The organism is Ruegeria arenilitoris, from assembly GCF_013030265.1.
Lineage (GTDB): Bacteria > Pseudomonadota > Alphaproteobacteria > Rhodobacterales > Rhodobacteraceae > Ruegeria > Ruegeria arenilitoris_E.
The window spans coordinates 205,415-222,550 of the sequence record NZ_WPZQ01000002.1; the positions used below are offsets into that span (position 1 = coordinate 205,415).

Genomic DNA, 17,136 nt, shown 5'->3' on the forward strand with positions numbered 1-17,136 from the left:
ATCCCTGATGGCAAACACGATGCAATTCGACCTCGTCAGCCCAGAGCGGAGCCTTGCTTCGCTCGCGGTCACCGCGGTCCAGATTCCCGGCGCGGACGGGGACATGACGGCAATGCCCGATCATGCCCCCACAATTACCACGCTGCGCCCGGGCATCCTGAAGGTCGAAGCACCCGAAGGGTCCAGCGAATACCTGGTCACCGGTGGGTTTGCTCAGATCAACGGCGATGGCCTGTCGGTTCTGGCCGAAAAGGCCATTCCGGTAGCCGAAGTGACCCGGTCGCATCTGGACGACCTGATCGCTGAGGCCCGCGCTTCGCACGAGGCGGCAAAGACTGGCGATGATCAAACCATCGTCGACGATGCTGCCAAGCTGCTGGCCGATATGGAAGCCCTTGGGACGCACATGAGCCTGTAAGGCTCCGTGACTTTCTGATCATTATGAACGGCTCCGCCAGGCGGGGCCGTTTTTTTATTGGTGATTTTCCTGCTGGGGCAGGCTAAGGCTTTTATATTCAAGTACAAAGATCACAGAATGAAAACTTTTCGGACCCATCCCATCGGCATCGACCAAGGCGAAGTATTGTTGTTCTCGGAGTTTTCCGATGGTGGCAGCATGTGGACTGGTCAGGGACCGCGCGAAAGGCGCAAATCAGTTAGGTTCAGTCAGCCGTTCCGGTCGCCTCCGGTTTTACAGATTGGTGTCTCCCTCTGGGATGTGGATACCTCGTCTGCGTTGCGTGCCGAAGTGAAAGCCGAGGATATCACAGCCGAGGGCTTCAACGCTGTGTTCCGTACATGGTCCGACACCCGCATCGCCCGCATTCGCGCCGCATGGACCGCGATCGGGGAAGTGGCGCACGAGGATGACTGGGATATCTCCTGAACGTGCCTGCTCTGGCCTGCAAGCTATGTCGACGCGGGGCCATACCAAGCATGCTTTGGTTCGCCAGCGGCAGCGAGTGACCGATTTGCCGCCCAAAGCTGCGTTCCAAGATCGAAATGCCACCATTCATATGCGTAATTCGTGAATCCGGCACTGCACATCGCCCAGTATAATAGTCGACGATTTTGCAGAGCCTCCTGATCGCTGAGCGACAATTGTTCCGGATCGCCATCCACCGAACACAGGATCTCTTCGAAATAGGTGGTGTGCGTAATGTCCGAGGGATCATCGAAAATTCCGCCGAAGAATAGGTGTTCTTTAGTATCTTTGTTTCGCAACGTCAGATCGATCGCGCCTCCGGTGATGTGCGTTGGCCAAGTGCGTGGGTCATCAGGATCAAAGCTGCGGGGGTCCGAACAATACCGGCCCGCAAAGGCGATACATTCCTCATCGGTCGGAGTTTTCAATGACCTGCGCGCCCGGGCAACAAAAAAGTCCCAAAGTTCCTGCTGTACCGAGATCGGGCGAAATCCATTCAGCGCATAAATCTCAATGCCCAGATTGGCGAGCTCTTCATTGATATCCGCAAGCCGTTCAGCCAGAGCTTTGCGAACTCGCACATGTGGGTCCGAAGTGGCAAAACAACGCCGGTAGGGCGTGTTCAGGCCGTCCCTGCGGGCGTAATAATTGAAACTTGGTATCTCGTAGTCAGCCAGATCGACCAGAGGCTCCTGAGCGCGCCGATCACTTTGATCCACAGGGAACTCTCGATAGTCCAAAGCTGTAGGAGGGTTTGTGGTTACGGGGATCGGACGTTCTCGAAACGTGGAGTATTCCAGCAACAACCTGTCCCTTTTGGCTACGGAGCAACATTCAGAGCGCATGCAACGACATTGGATCATTGCAAACATTAAACGGGTCGCAGTCAAGAAGGTTGGGAAGGCGGCCATCTGCAGTTATCGTCGCGCAGTTGACCAGAAAGGAAACCGGGCGGCCTCAGCAGGCCGCCCGTTTTGGATTACTTCGCGTGATACAGCGACTCGTAGATCGGTGTCAGCGTCTTGTCTTCGAATAGCGAAGAAACACTTGTGCCGTTCCAGATATTCAGGATCGCCTGTGTGAAGATCGGTGCTGTTGGCACGATACGGATATTCGATGCCTTTGCGATTTCAGGCGTCGGTTGGATGGTGTCGGACAGAACGAGCGACTTCATGACCGAGTTGGTCACTCGCTCAACAGCAGGGCCGCTCATGACACCGTGCGTGATGTACGAGTGAACTTCCTTGGCACCGTTATCCATCAGAACCTGCGCAGCTTTGCAGAGTGTTCCGGCGGTGTCGCAGATGTCGTCGACGATCAGGCAGATCTTGTCTTTCACATCACCGATAACTGTCATCTCAGCAACTTCACCCGCCTTTTCGCGGCGTTTGTCGACGATGGACAAAGGTGCACCGATCCGCTTGGCCAGCTCACGAGCACGGGCGACGCCACCTACATCCGGCGAAACCACCATGATTTCATCCATCTGTTCCTTGAACTGGTTTTTCACGTCCAGAGCAAAGATCGGCGAGGCATAGAGGTTGTCCACGGGCATATCGAAGAAGCCCTGAATTTGGGCGGCGTGCAGGTCCATGGTCAGGATGCGTTCGATCCCCGCGCCGGTCAGCATATTCGCGACCAGCTTGGCGCTGATCGGTGTGCGGGCCTTGGTGCGGCGGTCCTGACGGGCGTAGCCAAAGTAAGGAATGACTGCGGTGATACGCTGCGCTGATGAGCGGCGCAGTGCGTCGGCGATGATCAGCAGCTCCATCAGATTGTCGTTGGCCGGGTTCGAGGTCGGCTGGATGATGAACATATCCTCGCCGCGCACGTTTTCGAAGACCTCGACAAAGATCTCGCCGTCGTTGAAGCGTTCGACACGTGCGTCGACCAGACCCTGGTCAACACCGCGATGCAGGCTCATTCGGCGGGCAATGGTTTCGGCAAGAGGAAGATTGGCGTTCCCAGCGATTAGCTTGGGTTCGTGAAGTGTCGGCATCGGCTGAAAATCCCCGGGCAGCAATGGCAATGTGACAGATTCGTGATGTTGACACCGCTTAGCATGGCCTTACCGTCCCGCAAAGATAACGTAGCGGAGAAAGTGCACATGGCCGACATTGACTACTTTTTTGCGACACTGTCGCCTTATTCCTACCTCGCAGGCATGCGACTCGAGGAAGTTGCGGCGAAACATGGTGCAACGATCGCCTATAAACCTTTGGACATTATCGCTCTGTTCGGCCGTACCGGGGGAACGCCGCCCAAAGACAGGCACATTTCCCGTATAGAATACCGGGCGCAGGAACTGCTGCGCCAATCCCGCAATCTGGGAATGGATTTCAATCTGCAGCCCGCGCACTGGCCAACAAATGCAGCGCCGTCATCATATGCAATCATTGCCGCTATTCAGGACGGTTCAGGCGATGTGGGTAAACTGTGCCACTCGATCCTGCGGGCCTGCTGGGCCGAGGATAAAGACATCGCGCAGGATGATGTCATCCGGGATTGCCTGACGCAGGCGGGATTTGATCCCAAACTGGCTGACAGCGGCTTGTTGGTGGGCGCCGAAACCTACGCAGCAAATCTTGAAGAGGCGGTGGATCGCGGCGTGTTTGGTGCACCGTTCTACATCACGCCGGATGGTCAGCGATTCTGGGGGCAGGATCGGCTGGATGATCTGGACCGGCATCTGGCGGAGACCAAGGGGTGAAGGACGAAGCCTCATCGTCGCAAGCGACTTTCGTCCGGCAATTAGGAGAGGGGGAGCGCAAAGTGCTCGCCCTGCACTGCACCATAGCCCACTCAAGGGCCTGGGCCGGATTGGCCGCCGCGCTGAAGGATGAGGCGACACTGATTGCACCGGACATGCTGTTTCACGGGCAAAGCCCGGACTGGGATGGTGAGGGCGATGTCTTTGAAGCTGTAACAAGACAGGCTCTGGATCAACTGACCGAGCCAATGGATGTCATCGGCCATTCGTTCGGCGGGATGATCGCATTGCGGCTTGCTGTCGAATATCCCGAGCTTGTGCGCAGTGCTGTCCTAATCGAACCCGTGTTTTTCGCCGTCGTGAAACACGATGCGCCACATCTGGTTCAGGATCATGACCGCGAGGCTCAGCCCTATCTGACTGCGCTTGCCGCAAAGGACTACAGGCTCGCTGCACGGTTGTTCAATCGGATGTGGACTTTGGATGACGGCCCCCGTTGGCCGGATTTACCCGAACGAACACGGGCAGCGATGGAGCGGGGTATCCAACTGGTCGCCCCGGTTGAGGATGTATTGTTTGATGACCGGCTTGGTTTGTTGAAAGCCGGTCAACCGGATCGCGCGACGATGCCAGTCCTGCTTTTGCGGGGATCACGGACTCAGCCCACGATTCAGGTGATCAACACCGGACTTCAGAACCGTCTGCCATCTGCATCGGACCGAGTGATAGATGGGGCAGGGCACATGCTGCCCATATCCCATCCACACGAAACGGCTGAACAGATGCTCAGGTTCTGGGGTGCAAAAGAGAACACCCGGTCAGAATAGGCTCAGAGCAGCGAAATGAATTGGTCGATCTGATCTTCGCCGATCGACCAGTCACACACCAGTCGGCAGGCCAGCATTTCATCTTCGTCTTCGCCTTCCAGCTCAGCGCCCCACAGATGATAGACCGCACCGGCGTCGTGCAAGGCGCGGTGTTTGCTGCGCGGGAAGCTGGCGAAAATCATGTTGGCTTGGGGCTCGTGCAAGAACTCAGCACCTGCTGCACGCAGGCCATCGGCGAGGCGGGCGCAGTTGCCATTGGCCTGACGCGCTGACCTTAGCCACAGATCATCCTGCAGATAGGCCGCCATTTGCGCCGACAGATAGCGGTGCTTGGAGAACAGATGCGCCCCGCGTTTGCGGCGCAGCTCGAACTCCCAGGCTTTGCTCTCGTCAAAAAAGACTACCGCTTCGACCCCCATCAGACCGTTCTTGGTGCCGCCAAAGCTGACCGCATCTACACCGGATTTCCACGTCATTTCAGCGGGCGAGCAATTCAGCGCGACCATTGCATTGGTGAAACGTGCACCATCCAGATGCACAGGCAGCCCATATTCCTTGGCGACGCCGCACAGCGCCTGCAGTTCGCCCAGCGAATAAACCGACCCACGCTCGGTCACCTGCGTGATCGAAACCGGACCACGTTGAGGGCCGTGAACGCCACGGGTTTCTTCGGCAAGAATCGACTCGCGCAGGGCTTCGGGCGTCATCTTGTCCTCACCCGGAACCAGCGTCAGCTTGGCACCGCTGTAGAATTCCGGCGCGTTGCATTCATCCTCGTGGATATGTGCAACCGGTGAGCAGAATACGGTTTCCCATGGCTTTGTCAGTGTGGCCAGAGCCAATGAGTTAGCAGCAGTTCCCGTGGCGACAAGATAGACTGCTGCCCCCGGCGCTTCGAAAATACCGCGGATCTGATCGCGCACTTCGTTCATCAAAGTGTCTGCGCCATAGGCCATCTGATAGCCTTGATTGGCCTCGGTCAGCGCGGCCAGAACTTCCGGATGAACCGGTCCGGAATTGTCAGAGGCGAAATGCATCAGATAGGCTCCTCAATTATGTATTCTTCCCACTCGTCCTCGGGAGTTTCGAACTCCGAGACGGTGCGTCCCTGAACCGATACGCCGACCGCATGGACGCTGTTCGGCGTACCAGATAGCAACGGGTGCCAGTCGTAAAGGGGTTTGCCTTCCCAAAGCAGCCGATAGGCGCAGGTTTGGGGCAGCCAGTAGGCGTGTTCATCAATATTGTCCGGCGTCATTACGATGCATTCCGGAACAAACTGATGCCTGATTTCGTACTGCGTGCAACGGCAGGATTCATCATCCAGCAAGCGGCAGGCAACGCAGGTCAGGGCAACCTCGCCGCTGTCCTCATCCTCCAACTTGTTCAGGCAACATTTGCCGCAACCGTCGCACAAAGCTTCCCATTCGCGCTTGTTCAGCTTGCGCATGGGTTTGCGTTCCCAGAAACGCGGCGACAGGCCTGCGCGTTCAATCGGATCCTTGCTCATAGTTCGGCCAGAATATCGCGCGCCTGACTGCAATCCGAATCCATCTGGGCAACCAGCCCATCCAGCCCGTCGAACTTCATTTCGGGGCGCAAGTAATCGACGAGACCAACAGACAGGGTAGAGCCATAAAGGTCGCCGGAGAAATCGAACAGAAATGTTTCGATATTGGGGATTTCGCCATTGAACATCGGCCGGGTCCCGACCGAGGCCGCGCCGTGATAGCTGCCCTTATGCGGCCCATCCAGAACGTCGACCAGAACGGCATAGACCCCGAATTTTGGCGGGTGCAGCCCTTCGATCGACATGTTGGCCGTGGGAAAGCCCAGCTCTCGCCCGCGCTGCTCTCCTCCTATTACTTCGCCTTCGATCCGGTGCCAGTGCCCCAGCATTGCAGCCGCGTCGCGTGGACGACCTTCGGTCAGTGCTGTGCGAATAGCAGTTGATGACACAATGTTTTCCGATCTTTCCATCAAGGGGGCGATTGTGACATCAAAGCCCATTTCGCGCCCGAACCGTTCCATATCCTGGGCTGTCCCACTGCGACCCTTGCCGAAACAGAAATCGGCCCCGACCACGACATGTGCCAACCCCAGACCGTCGCAGATTACGTTTCGGGCAAAGTCCTCGGGCGACAACCCGGCCAGAGCAGCGTTGAACGGCAATTCGTAAAGTTTCTGTACGCCCAGTTTCTCAAGCCGGTGGGCGCGGGCATTGCCGCGCATCAGGCGAAATGGCGGGGCGTCGGGCGCGAAGTATTCGCGTGGGTGAGGCTCGAATGTGAGCACACCCAACGGCGCATCCGGTGCTTCATTGCGGGCAAGGTCAATCACCGACTGATGACCGATATGAACGCCATCAAAATTGCCGATCGCAACACTGGCGCCTCGGTCTTCTGGCTCAACAAACTGGAAATCCCGAATGATCTGCATTCCGTTTGCCTAGCGGGACTGGGGGCCGGGTTCAAGCACCTGATTCAGTCAATAACGCGCCCGGGGTACAGCATCTTCTGTCCGAAACCGCCGGACCCAGTCCTGATTGGTGCTGTCCGCCAGTTTTGCGGTTGGTGTGGCCACTGCATGCGCGACGCTGGGATCAAGATCCATAGCAGTAAGCACCCTTGCAAGTTCGCCATTGGGATCTCGGGCAAGCTGATTATAATGAATGGTCACAGGACTAATGCCCTCTTGTGCAAACCAATCCAGCCATCTTGCGTCTAACACCTCGAACTCGTGCTTACATCGCTCAAGCTCATCCCGGTTGTAGACAGGTTCAGCCGGAGGAGAGAGGCGTTCTAGCTCACTGCCATCCGAGTTTTTGTGCCACAGCCCGGTCTGTCTTGCCTTCACGAATGAGACCGCCTGTCCAAGCTTGTCGCTGCGGGTCAGGTGAATGAACAGGGGCTTGCCAAACTGGGCCTGAAACCGCGCCACATCAGTTGATTGATTGGGATGCAACTTCCCGAGCTGTTCCAGAAAGAACTCCAAACTCTTTCCCTGCATTCGCAATCCGAACACGTCCGAGCCCGCCAGTCCTTTTGCATGCGCTGCCCGAAAGACAGCAACCCGCGCTGCATCAACATTGGGATAGTCGCCGATCTCAAGCTCATAACTTTCCAGCCAGTCTTCAAGGCTGGGCGAATGGAAGTAGGATTCAGGTTTCCCGGCGATGCCTGTCGCTTCGAGCAGTTTGCACAGCAAAGTACTGCCGCTGCGCGGGCTGCTGCAGATCATATAAGAGCGGTAGGCGGCCATGGCAGATACTGAAATCGTTTCGAATGAAGAATTTTGATGCGCAAGTTCTACGACAATTCGACCGATTGCAAAGCCCGCCAATTAGAAAAGGCGCCGTGATAGGCGCCCTCTGAACATGGAAGGTAGGCTGAGGTTCAGTCGAACTTTCTGGACGGCGCCAGAACCATTGCCTCACCAATCAGGACCTTTTTGCCGTCAACCGCGCAGTGACAGTCCAGTTTTACCCGACGCTTGGCAAAGTCGATATCGATCACCTTAACTTCGGCGTAGACCATATCTCCGGGACGAACGGGTGCCAGAAACTTCAGGGACTGGCCCATATAGACCGTTCCATGACCGGGAAGCTGTTCGCCGATAACTGCCGAGATCAGACCGGCCGTCAGCATGCCGTGTGCGATACGGCCTTCGAAAATAGTGTCGCGTGCATAGTCATCGTCCAGATGCACAGGATTCCGGTCGGTTGAAACCTGAGCAAACATCTCAATGTCTTCGTCCGTCACCACTTTGCGCAGGTGCCGGGTCATGCCCATTTCGATGTCTTCGATGCAGATCGTTCCGCGTGGAAGATTGTCCAACATGTCGCCCTCACTCAATGATGGCCGGGAAACAAAAAATCACCCATGGCCGCAGGTTGGCAACTTTATTACTTTGCAGGCGCAGAAAATCAAGCCCCTTTTTGACTAACGCAAGCGGCCGATCGAGTAGGTTGGGTTGATTTTTTCCTTTATAATATAGTCGTTTAGAGCATCGGGGTCAGGCTGGTACGACGTTTTTGTCTCGGATGCAGCCAGACCGCCGGTGATAAACAGGGAATCAATGCCTTCACCCATGCCGCCTGCGATGTCGGTATGAGGGCCATCGCCAATGGCCAGAATGTCGGAATCTACGACATCCACCCCAAGGGCGTGCAACCGCCGCCGGGCCAGATCGTAGATTGGCGGGTGGGGTTTCCCGAAATACAGACTCTCACCGCCCATTTCAGTATAGAGCTTGGCCAGCGCGCCTGCGCACCATTCCCGAATTTCACCGCGATCAACCACAATATCGGGGTTCGCGCAGAGCAGCTTGAGACCTTTTTGCTTGGCATAAAGAAAATCAGGACGGTTCACTGACGGGTCAGCCATCGGATCGAACGGGCCGCAGCACACAATGCCTTCGGCCTCATCCAGTGGCACACGTTCGACGTGCAGCGGGTGATCCAGCAGTTTCAGAGGTTCAAAGAAACCGGCGTCGCGTTCCCATTCCCCCATGAAATAAACCTTCTCGCCCACTTCACCGCGGAACATCGCAGACCGGGCTGAATCACCACTGGTGGCGATGGTGTCATAGGAATCCGCCGGGACGTTGAAATGCGTCAGCTGTTCGGCAACGCCCGCCCGCGGTTTGGGAGAGTTGGTAACCAGAACCACTTTGCCACCGCGTTCACGATAGGCTTTCAGCGCTTCGACAGCTTCGGGATAGGCGGTGATGCCGTTGTGGACGCAGCCCCACAGATCGACGAACAGTGCCTTGTAGCGGTCGGAGATCTCGGCAAGCGAGGTGACGATCTGGGTCATGAGGGCCTCTGGGTCAGAAATCGGAGTCGCGACAGCTATGGCAAAGCTTTTGCGCCTTGACCATCCCGCATCGCACATAAGCTGCTGCTAGTTGTCTTCAGTGATCTCTTCGACATCAGGTGCCTGTTGCACGTTCTCAGTGCCCAGAATGATCTGAGCGCCGATGCGTGTCTGATACCGGATGATTGCAAGGTAACCGGGGCCAAGCTCGGCCTGAAGCACGTCGACCAAGGGGTTTTCACGCAGCTGCTCTGGCAACAAACCGGCGACGGACGAGACTTTGAACTGAGCTTCTGCCGGAAGGTCGACGATCAGCCAGACTTCGGCCTGCTTCCGCTTTGCGTTGACGTCTATGCGGATGATTTCGACCGAAACCGGATCGGCCCAATCCCGAATGGCCTGCGCCACTTCGGCTTCGGTGCGGGTTTCCAGATAGCGATTGTAGGTCGATTTCCCCAGTTGAATGACCACAACGGCCAGAAAGGCAAGCGTCACGAACACACTTGCCGTGAAGTTGAGCTTGCGCCTGCCTTTGCCAAACGCGACTGAGCGGGCAGCGTAAACGATGTACACGGCGCAGGCTGACAGGATGATCGCACCTAGGTTCGTTGCAAACAGCAGACCGGCCTCATAGGCCTCGGCTGGCTCGCCGAAATACAGCAGAATTCCCGATGCCGAAAGCGGCGGAACCAGCGAGACACCGATCGCCGCGCCGGGCAACAGGCTAAGCTCGGACCGGTTGACCTGAACATAGGCCCCGGCGACACCTGCGGCCAAAGCAACGATCAGGTCCTCGGTTCCCGGGTCGGTGCGCGCCAGAACCTGATCAGGGATCAGAACGCCCCGCGGAACGTCGGCCGCATACACCATGAACCACGCCATGAGAACGCACAGAACCGCGGCGCAGCACACGATCAGCGCTAGGGTCAACGCGCGTTTCAGCCAACCCATCACCATCGCAGCCGCAACGCCCAGAATGGGTGTCATCAGGGGTGCAACCAGCATCGCCGCAATCACCACGGCCCCGGAATTGCGCAGCATACCCATCGTGGCAATCACAACGGACAGCGTCAGAAGCATGGCAAAGCGGCGCCAATAGGCAGCTTTGTCCTTGCCTTCAAATCGCAGGATATCCCGCGTGGTGCTGAATTTGCGCGAGGTCACGATATTTATCCAATAGGTCACCGAGTTTAGGGCTCAGGCTAACAGCGGATATGCTCATCGCAAAATACTTGTTGGCAAAAAAAGGCGCCCGAAACGGACGCCCTTTAAGGCAAAGGTTGTTTACTTTGGGCGAACGGCAACGCCAGTCCCGCTGCGCGAACCCCAACTCAGAGGCGATATCTTTACGGATGAAATTTCAGTTTCAACAACCTCAAGTGCACCAAGTTTTGCCGCATCCTCGCGGAGTTTCTGCTCAACCTGTTCGACAGTAGGATCGGCGTTGAAAGCAGTGGTTTTGTTAACGGTCACTTGTAATTCGCCCAGCTTGACTTGGGTCGCAGGATCAAAGTTGGAACTTGTCAGTTTAATCTGATTTGCAGCCACGGCGTTGACGGATTGTTTTTTCACGTCGCTGTCAAGATTTGTCGTGTCCCAAGTGGTCGAGCAGGCTGCAATTGGCAGGATAAGAGCGCCAACAAGCACAGTATTTCTAAACAAAGATCTTTCTCCGTCACTTTCGTTGTTTGTGCATGCACTTTGGTCGTTTTCAACCACAGGTGCAATTGAGAAAGGCAAAGTAATCTATGGATTGTAAAAGGAATGTCCACGCGGGGTTATAGACCCGCGTGGACACAAAACTGCTGCATCAATATTTGAAGCTGAGTTTTTAGTTCAGACCTTCAGGTTCGGGATGATCTGCTTTTTGCGGCTCATGACGCCGGGCAGGACCACAGCGTCACCATCAACGGTTGCACCAAAGCTCTTCTCAGCAACGCCTTTGACCAGATCGTTCGGAACCAGCAGGGTGGCCTCTTCGTTCAGGATATCGACGACAAACAGCAGAACCTGATCAACGCCGTCTTCCTTGGCAACGTCAACCATCGAGCTCGCCAGGCTGGCTTTGCGGTCCAGAACAACGCCCGGCGCGGTGGTTTCCAGAACCGAGACGCGGAACTTGGTGCCGTCGACTTCGTATTCCTTGCTGTCCATGCGGATCAGTTCCGCGTCCGAGAACGAGGACACGTCTGATTTCGCCGCGAACATGTCGGCTGCATAGGCCGAAACGTCCAGCCCCAGATCAGCTGCCAGTTTTTCGGCCACGGCGCGGTCATGCGCGGTGGTGGTGGGCGAGCGGAACTCCAGCGTGTCGGACAGGATGCAGGTCAGTGCCGCGCCTTTGATGGCTTCGGGCATCTTTGCGGCGTCGTCACCCATCAGATCGACCATGATGGTAGCGGTGCAGGCCAGCGGGCGCACGGTGATGTCGATCGGGCCTTTGGTTTCCAGACCGCCAACCAGCTTGTGGTGGTCGATGATGGCGCGGATATCGGCGCTGTTGATGCTGGCGGGCAGCTCGGCCGGGTTGTTGGTGTCGACGATGACAACCGGTGCATCCTCGGCTACGTCCTCGATGATTTGCGGCTTGGGCAGGTCCCACCGCTGCAGCATGAACGCCGCTTCGGTATTGGGCTCACCCAGCAGCACGGCCTCGGCCTTTTCACCTTTGACTTCGTTCAGGTACCAGGCCCACAGGATGGGCGAACCGGTCGAGTCTGTATCGGGGGATTTGTGACCAAATACTTGGATTGTCATATCAGCGTCCTGAGGATTGGAAATTTGCGCGCCTTATAGGGCGGCCAATCCCGCTTGTCACCCTGCAGCAGCCCGTCTGCGACGGTTGGTCTGAGACCTGCCGGTTCCTGCTAGAACGGAGCGCGCGTCAGGGTGTACCCGGCCTGCTGCAACTGGTTCAGCAGCCCGTATTCATCGCTCAGATGCCCGGCGCCAACCGCAATCACGATGGTCTGGTCCTTGATGTCCAGAATCTGCTCCATCCAGTTAGCGTTGCGCTGCACCAGCAACTGGTCTTCAAAGCCTTTCCATTCGGCATCGAATTCCTCCGGTGTCAGGCCGGATGCCTCAAGCCCCTGAAGCTTGGCAAGCTGCAGGATTTCGGCGTGCTTTTCTTCGAGATATGCGTTGGCCATCGTGATCAGGTGATCATCCCCGGCCTGCAGCGCACCGGCCAGCCGAACCAGCGATTGTACCTGTTCTTCGATCGGGTGGCTGTCGAACATGTTCATCACGTCCTCAACGCGTTCCAGCGAGTATTGGGGGATGCCTTTCGCCTCAGCCAGTTCGGAGAGGCGCTTGTCCATGCCGCGATCCGCATCGGGGGTGGTCATCAGGCAGGGTGGCAGGCCCAGCATCATGCTCAAAAACCATGGGCGCATCTTGGCTGCCATCCAGTCCGGAATTCCGCGTTCAGCGAGTGCCGCGGAAAACACGGCCCAGTCCTCTTCGCCCATCAGATCGATCAGAGTTGGCCCGGAGGTGATCAGCACAGGGCTGAAGTCCTTTTCAAGGTCCTTCTGGAACGCCTCCATCTGATCCTGCGTTATTTCGAAATAGAACGCGTCAGCCTCGCTCAGTGCGGGTGACAGGCGTTCGATCACCTCTCCCATCCGCTCATCATTGGTGTGCAGGGTGCCGATCAGATGCAGGACCGTATCCCCCTTGCGGGCGATCCAATGATTGCCTTCGGGAAACAGGATTTGGCTCACGGCTTCATCCAGTTGCTGGTGTTGTTCGGCAGTCATATCCAACCGAAGATCGCGCCCTTCGCAGGCTGCATGTGCAGACAGAGGCAGCAATAGACAGAGGAAAAAGCTGAACAGGCGCATCGGTTCCATCCCGGCAGTGTGATTATTGGCTCAGGGACAGTGTTGCCTTGCTGCGTCAGAAGGTGCAACCGTCTGATCTCGAAGTTTTGCCCGTGACATCTGGCATTCCCGGCCAAACTGCCTAGCATGGCCGAATGGACCGCGAACAGGATCTCTACCCACCCGTCAAAGCGCTGCTGGAGCGTCAGGGCTATGCCGTGAAAGGTGAAGTGGGCGCAGCCGACATCGTAGCGCTGCGTGAGGGGGAGGATCCCGTGATCGTTGAACTGAAGCTGCGGTTTTCGCTGGCCCTTTTTCATCAGGCCATAGCGCGGCTGAAGATGACGGATCAGGTGTATATTGCAGTATGTAAGCCCACAGGAAAGACCGCACGCCGGGCGCTGCGGGACAATCTGGCCCTGTGTCGCCGTCTGGGTCTGGGGCTGATCACGGTCCGGCAAGATGGCAGGGTTGAGGTGCAATGTGACCCCGGTCCTTATGCGCCGCGTAAGTCCAATATCCGCAAAGCCAGACTTTTGCGCGAGTTTGACCGGTTGCAAGGCGATCCCAATTCTGGTGGCGCGACCCGGCACGGAATTGTCACAGCCTATCGTCAGGATGCTCTGAAATGCGCGGCACATCTGGCGGATTGCGGTGCGGCCAAAGGGGCCGACGTAGCCAAGGCCACTGGGGTCGCAGCGGCGACGCGCCTGATGCGTGACAATCACTACGGCTGGTTCGATAAGGTCGAAAAGGGTGTCTATGCCTTGTCAGAGACCGGGGCCGAGGGCCTGAAACACTGGGCCTACAGTTGGGAAGAAACCAACTGATCCTGCCAAAGCCATCAGGCAGATCAAAAAAGTTCAGCCGATATTGTTGACTCGCTCTGACCGACCCCCTAGCTATGCGTCGTTATCACTCTCTACCCTTGAGTGCTAACGCCTCGCCAGACGGCGAGGGGAGGATAGATAAACTTTGAGCCCAAGGAGCTGCAAAGATGGCATTGAAACCGCTTCATGACCGTGTGCTGGTTCGCCGTACCGAAAGCGAAGAGAAAACCGCAGGCGGCCTGATCATTCCTGACAGTGCAAAAGAAAAGCCCAGCGAAGGCGAAGTCGTTGCAACCGGCGAAGGCGCACGCAAGGACAGCGGCGAACTGATCGCAATGGCTGTTAAAGCTGGCGACAAGATCCTGTTCGGCAAATGGTCGGGCACCGAGGTCAACGTCGGCGGCGAAGAGCTGCTGATGATGAAAGAAAGCGACATCATGGGGATCATCGAGTAAGCCCACGCGCTTCTCTGATCTTCATTCCAATACATTTTCTCAAGGAGAAACGACATGGCTGCAAAGGACGTCAAGTTCGACACTGATGCCCGTAACCGCATGCTGGCAGGTGTGAACATCCTGGCCGATGCTGTTAAAGTGACCCTGGGCCCCAAAGGCCGCAACGTGGTTCTGGATAAATCCTTCGGCGCACCGCGCATCACCAAAGACGGTGTTTCGGTTGCCAAGGAAATCGAACTGGAAGACAAGTTCGAAAACATGGGCGCGCAGATGGTGAAAGAAGTCGCCAGCCGCACCAATGACGAAGCCGGCGACGGCACCACCACCGCAACCGTTCTGGCACAAGCCATCGTTCGCGAAGGTCTGAAGCAGGTTGCTGCTGGCCTGAACCCGATGGACCTGAAGCGCGGCATCGACCTGGCGACTGCCAAGGTTGTTGAAGGCATCAAAGACGCCTCGCGCGAAGTTAAAGACTCGGCAGAAGTTGCGCAGGTTGGCACCATCTCGGCCAACGGCGAAGCCGAAATCGGCCAGCAGATCGCAGACGCGATGCAGAAAGTTGGCAACGAAGGCGTTATCACCGTCGAAGAAAACAAAGGTCTGGAAACCGAGACCGATGTTGTCGAAGGTATGCAGTTCGACCGTGGCTACCTGTCACCTTACTTCGTCACCAACGCAGACAAGATGATTGCAGAACTCGACGACTGCATGATCCTGCTGCACGAAAAGAAACTGTCCTCGCTGCAGCCGATGGTTCCGCTGCTCGAGCAGGTGATCCAGTCGCAAAAGCCGCTGCTGATCATTGCTGAGGATGTCGAAGGCGAAGCGCTGGCAACTCTGGTTGTCAACAAACTGCGCGGCGGCCTGAAAATTGCTGCTGTCAAAGCACCGGGCTTCGGCGATCGCCGCAAAGCCATGCTGCAGGACATCGCGATCCTGACCGGCGGTCAGGTCATCTCCGAAGATCTGGGCATGAAGCTCGAGTCCGTCACCATGGACATGCTGGGCACCGCCAAGAAAATCGAAATCACCAAAGACGAAACCACCATCGTCGACGGTGCTGGCGAGAAAGCCGAGATCGAAGCACGTGTTGCTCAGATCCGCACTCAGATCGAAGAAACCTCGTCGGACTACGACCGTGAGAAGCTGCAAGAGCGCGTTGCCAAACTGGCAGGCGGTGTTGCCGTTATCCGCGTCGGCGGCATGACCGAAGTTGAAGTGAAAGAGCGTAAAGACCGTGTGGACGATGCTCTGAACGCAACACGCGCTGCTGTTCAGGAAGGCGTTGTTGTAGGCGGTGGTGTTGCTCTGGTTCAGGCCGGCAAAGCACTGGAAGCCCTGGAAGGCGCAAATGCTGATCAGAGCGCAGGCATCAACATCGTTCGTAAGGCTATCGAAGCGCCGCTGCGCCAGATCGCCGAGAACGCAGGTGTTGACGGTGCGGTTGTTGCGGGCAAGGTCCGTGAGTCCACTGACGCTGCATTTGGCTTCAACGCCCAGACCGAAGAATATGGCGACATGTTCTCGTTCGGCGTGATCGACCCGGCCAAAGTTGTCCGTACCGCTCTGGAAGATGCGGCATCGGTTGCTGGCCTGCTGGTCACCACCGAAGCAATGGTTGCTGACAAGCCGCAGAAAGACGCACCTGCTGCAGGCGGCATGCCCGACATGGGCGGCATGGGCGGCATGATGTAAGCACGTCGAGTTCGCACCAGCGAATTCTGACGAACCCGACAGGCGCTTGGCCAACAGGCCAAGCTGCCGAAAAGGGGCCGCACTGAGAAATAAGAACGGGGTCGCCTTTGGGCGGCCCCGTTTCCTTTTGCAGCTTATGCCCGCAGGAAAGTGAGTGTCCAAAACTCTGTTAAACCGCTATCCGGTTGATATGAGACTATTCCTGCTGACCACCCTGACCATGTGCGCCTTTGCGGCAAATTCGATATTGAACCGTCTGGCGGTCGACAGCGCGGCCAGCGATCCGGCCAGTTTTGCTGTGGTCCGGGTATTGTCCGGGGCCTTGGTTCTTTCACTTCTTGTCCTTATGCGTGGCACGCAACTGCCATTGCGGAACAGGCGCAGGATCATCGGGGCAGGGGCGCTATCGCTCTATATGATCGGGTTTTCGGTGGCCTATCTGACACTGGATGCAGGTCTTGGCGCGCTGATCCTGTTTGGTGTGGTCCAGATCACCATGTTTGCGGCGAATACCGCATTCGGCGCGGTCCCTACCACCCGGCAAATGCTTGGTGCTGCCATAGCGCTTGCGGGCCTAGCGTTTGTGTTGTGGCCATCGGGTGCGCTGCGGGTCGATCTTACAGGGGCCGCCTTGATGATCGCCGCCGGGGTTGGCTGGGCCGCTTATTCGCTGGCCGGACGCTCCGAGCCGGATGCCTTGGCCGGGACAGCTGCAAACTTCGTGGCGGCTTTGCCGGTTACCGCTTTGGCTCTGCTATGGTTTGGGGCTGAGTGGCAGATCAACGCTGTTGGCTATCTGCTTGCAATCCTGTCGGGTGCGGTCACATCCGGGATGGGTTACGCCCTGTGGTACCGGGTTCTGCCGCTACTTGCTCCGGCTGCAGCGGCGGTTGTCCAACTCAGCGTCCCGATCATTGCGATCATTGCCGGAGTGATCCTGCTGGGCGAAATTGCAAGTCTGAAACTGATGGTCGGAGCAATGCTGGTGCTGGGTGGTATCGCACTGGCCGTGGTGCGGTTGAAGCGCCGCTAGGGGTTCCAACCGCGCAA

At 57.1% G+C, this 17,136-nt stretch carries 20 protein-coding genes; 8 read left to right on the plus strand and 12 right to left on the minus strand.

The features are described from left to right. Window positions 1–7 precede the first annotated feature (7 nt). Window positions 8–418, plus strand: coding sequence for a F0F1 ATP synthase subunit epsilon (locus tag GOX61_RS03835; protein WP_170331393.1), 411 nt, complete (start codon window positions 8–10; stop codon window positions 416–418). Between the two features lie 117 nt (window positions 419–535). Further along, window positions 536–886: an H-type lectin domain-containing protein gene (locus GOX61_RS03840; RefSeq protein ID WP_155144876.1), complete on the plus strand. Its 351-nt coding sequence runs from the start codon at window positions 536–538 to the stop codon at window positions 884–886. Window positions 887–909: 23 nt separating this feature from the next. On the opposite strand, the gene GOX61_RS03845 is transcribed toward GOX61_RS03840, so the two are convergent. Together GOX61_RS03845 and GOX61_RS03850 are read right to left on the minus strand one after the other, a co-directional pair. Continuing rightward, on the minus strand, window positions 910–1,728 hold the full coding sequence (locus GOX61_RS03845; protein WP_170331395.1) for a M15 family metallopeptidase: 819 nt from the start codon (window positions 1,726–1,728) through the stop codon (window positions 910–912). Between the two features lie 176 nt (window positions 1,729–1,904). Then, window positions 1,905–2,924: a ribose-phosphate pyrophosphokinase gene (locus GOX61_RS03850; protein WP_155144874.1), complete on the minus strand. Its 1,020-nt coding sequence runs from the start codon at window positions 2,922–2,924 to the stop codon at window positions 1,905–1,907. A 108-nt stretch (window positions 2,925–3,032) separates the two neighbouring features. Here GOX61_RS03850 and GOX61_RS03855 point away from each other — a divergent pair, with 108 nt between their 5' ends. After that, window positions 3,033–3,635 (plus strand): 2-hydroxychromene-2-carboxylate isomerase, encoded by a 603-nt coding sequence (locus GOX61_RS03855; RefSeq protein ID WP_170331397.1) that lies wholly within the window; start codon window positions 3,033–3,035, stop codon window positions 3,633–3,635. After that, window positions 3,632–4,462, plus strand: a complete 831-nt coding sequence (locus GOX61_RS03860) for an alpha/beta fold hydrolase (RefSeq protein ID WP_170331399.1) — start codon at window positions 3,632–3,634, stop codon at window positions 4,460–4,462. The genes GOX61_RS03855 and GOX61_RS03860 overlap by 4 nt, the downstream gene beginning before the upstream one ends. A gap of 2 nt (window positions 4,463–4,464) precedes the next feature. Here the strand turns inward: GOX61_RS03860 and GOX61_RS03865 are convergent, their stop codons facing one another. The 10 genes from GOX61_RS03865 to GOX61_RS03910 all read right to left on the minus strand — a co-directional run bounded on the left by GOX61_RS03865 (window position 4,465) and on the right by GOX61_RS03910 (window position 13,127). Continuing rightward, a complete protein-coding gene (locus tag GOX61_RS03865) occupies window positions 4,465–5,499 on the minus strand; it encodes a threonine aldolase family protein (RefSeq protein ID WP_170331400.1) in 1,035 nt (344 codons plus the stop codon). After that, a complete protein-coding gene (locus GOX61_RS03870) occupies window positions 5,499–5,972 on the minus strand; it encodes a YcgN family cysteine cluster protein (RefSeq protein WP_170331402.1) in 474 nt (157 codons plus the stop codon). Before GOX61_RS03870 ends, GOX61_RS03865 begins: the two co-directional genes overlap by 1 nt. After that, the gene (locus GOX61_RS03875; protein ID WP_170331403.1) at window positions 5,969–6,901 is read right to left on the minus strand and encodes a bifunctional riboflavin kinase/FAD synthetase; all 933 of its coding nucleotides are present in this window, start codon (window positions 6,899–6,901) and stop codon (window positions 5,969–5,971) included. Before GOX61_RS03875 ends, GOX61_RS03870 begins: the two co-directional genes overlap by 4 nt. A 48-nt stretch (window positions 6,902–6,949) precedes the next feature. Beyond that, window positions 6,950–7,702, minus strand: coding sequence for a Stf0 family sulfotransferase (locus GOX61_RS03880; RefSeq protein WP_217353752.1), 753 nt, complete (start codon window positions 7,700–7,702; stop codon window positions 6,950–6,952). Window positions 7,703–7,857: 155 nt separating this feature from the next. Then, complete coding sequence (locus GOX61_RS03885) at window positions 7,858–8,301, minus strand: MaoC family dehydratase (protein ID WP_058275518.1); 444 nt, start codon at window positions 8,299–8,301, stop codon at window positions 7,858–7,860. A gap of 102 nt (window positions 8,302–8,403) precedes the next feature. Then, entirely contained in the window at window positions 8,404–9,279 is an 876-nt protein-coding gene (locus GOX61_RS03890; protein WP_170331407.1) for a TIGR01459 family HAD-type hydrolase, read from the minus strand. Window positions 9,280–9,366: 87 nt separating this feature from the next. Continuing rightward, window positions 9,367–10,443 (minus strand): DUF389 domain-containing protein, encoded by a 1,077-nt coding sequence (locus GOX61_RS03895; protein ID WP_170331408.1) that lies wholly within the window; start codon window positions 10,441–10,443, stop codon window positions 9,367–9,369. Window positions 10,444–10,563: 120 nt separating this feature from the next. Then, window positions 10,564–10,998: a hypothetical protein gene (locus tag GOX61_RS03900; protein ID WP_170331410.1), complete on the minus strand. Its 435-nt coding sequence runs from the start codon at window positions 10,996–10,998 to the stop codon at window positions 10,564–10,566. Window positions 10,999–11,115: 117 nt separating this feature from the next. Then, window positions 11,116–12,036, minus strand: a complete 921-nt coding sequence (locus tag GOX61_RS03905) for a manganese-dependent inorganic pyrophosphatase (protein WP_170331412.1) — start codon at window positions 12,034–12,036, stop codon at window positions 11,116–11,118. 110 nt (window positions 12,037–12,146) lie between these two features. Further along, window positions 12,147–13,127: a TraB/GumN family protein gene (locus GOX61_RS03910; RefSeq protein ID WP_170331414.1), complete on the minus strand. Its 981-nt coding sequence runs from the start codon at window positions 13,125–13,127 to the stop codon at window positions 12,147–12,149. Between the two features lie 134 nt (window positions 13,128–13,261). Between GOX61_RS03910 and GOX61_RS03915 the strand changes: the two genes are divergently transcribed. The 4 genes from GOX61_RS03915 to GOX61_RS03930 all read left to right on the plus strand — a co-directional run bounded on the left by GOX61_RS03915 (window position 13,262) and on the right by GOX61_RS03930 (window position 17,119). Next, a complete protein-coding gene (locus GOX61_RS03915) occupies window positions 13,262–13,936 on the plus strand; it encodes a DUF2161 domain-containing phosphodiesterase (protein WP_170331416.1) in 675 nt (224 codons plus the stop codon). Between the two features lie 167 nt (window positions 13,937–14,103). Next, window positions 14,104–14,391, plus strand: a complete 288-nt coding sequence (locus GOX61_RS03920; protein ID WP_155144864.1) for a co-chaperone GroES — start codon at window positions 14,104–14,106, stop codon at window positions 14,389–14,391. A 54-nt stretch (window positions 14,392–14,445) separates the two neighbouring features. Further along, window positions 14,446–16,086, plus strand: a complete 1,641-nt coding sequence (gene groL, locus GOX61_RS03925; protein WP_170331418.1) for a chaperonin GroEL — start codon at window positions 14,446–14,448, stop codon at window positions 16,084–16,086. A gap of 190 nt (window positions 16,087–16,276) precedes the next feature. Beyond that, the gene (locus GOX61_RS03930; protein WP_170331420.1) at window positions 16,277–17,119 is read left to right on the plus strand and encodes a DMT family transporter; all 843 of its coding nucleotides are present in this window, start codon (window positions 16,277–16,279) and stop codon (window positions 17,117–17,119) included. The last annotated feature ends 17 nt before the right edge of the window (window positions 17,120–17,136 follow it).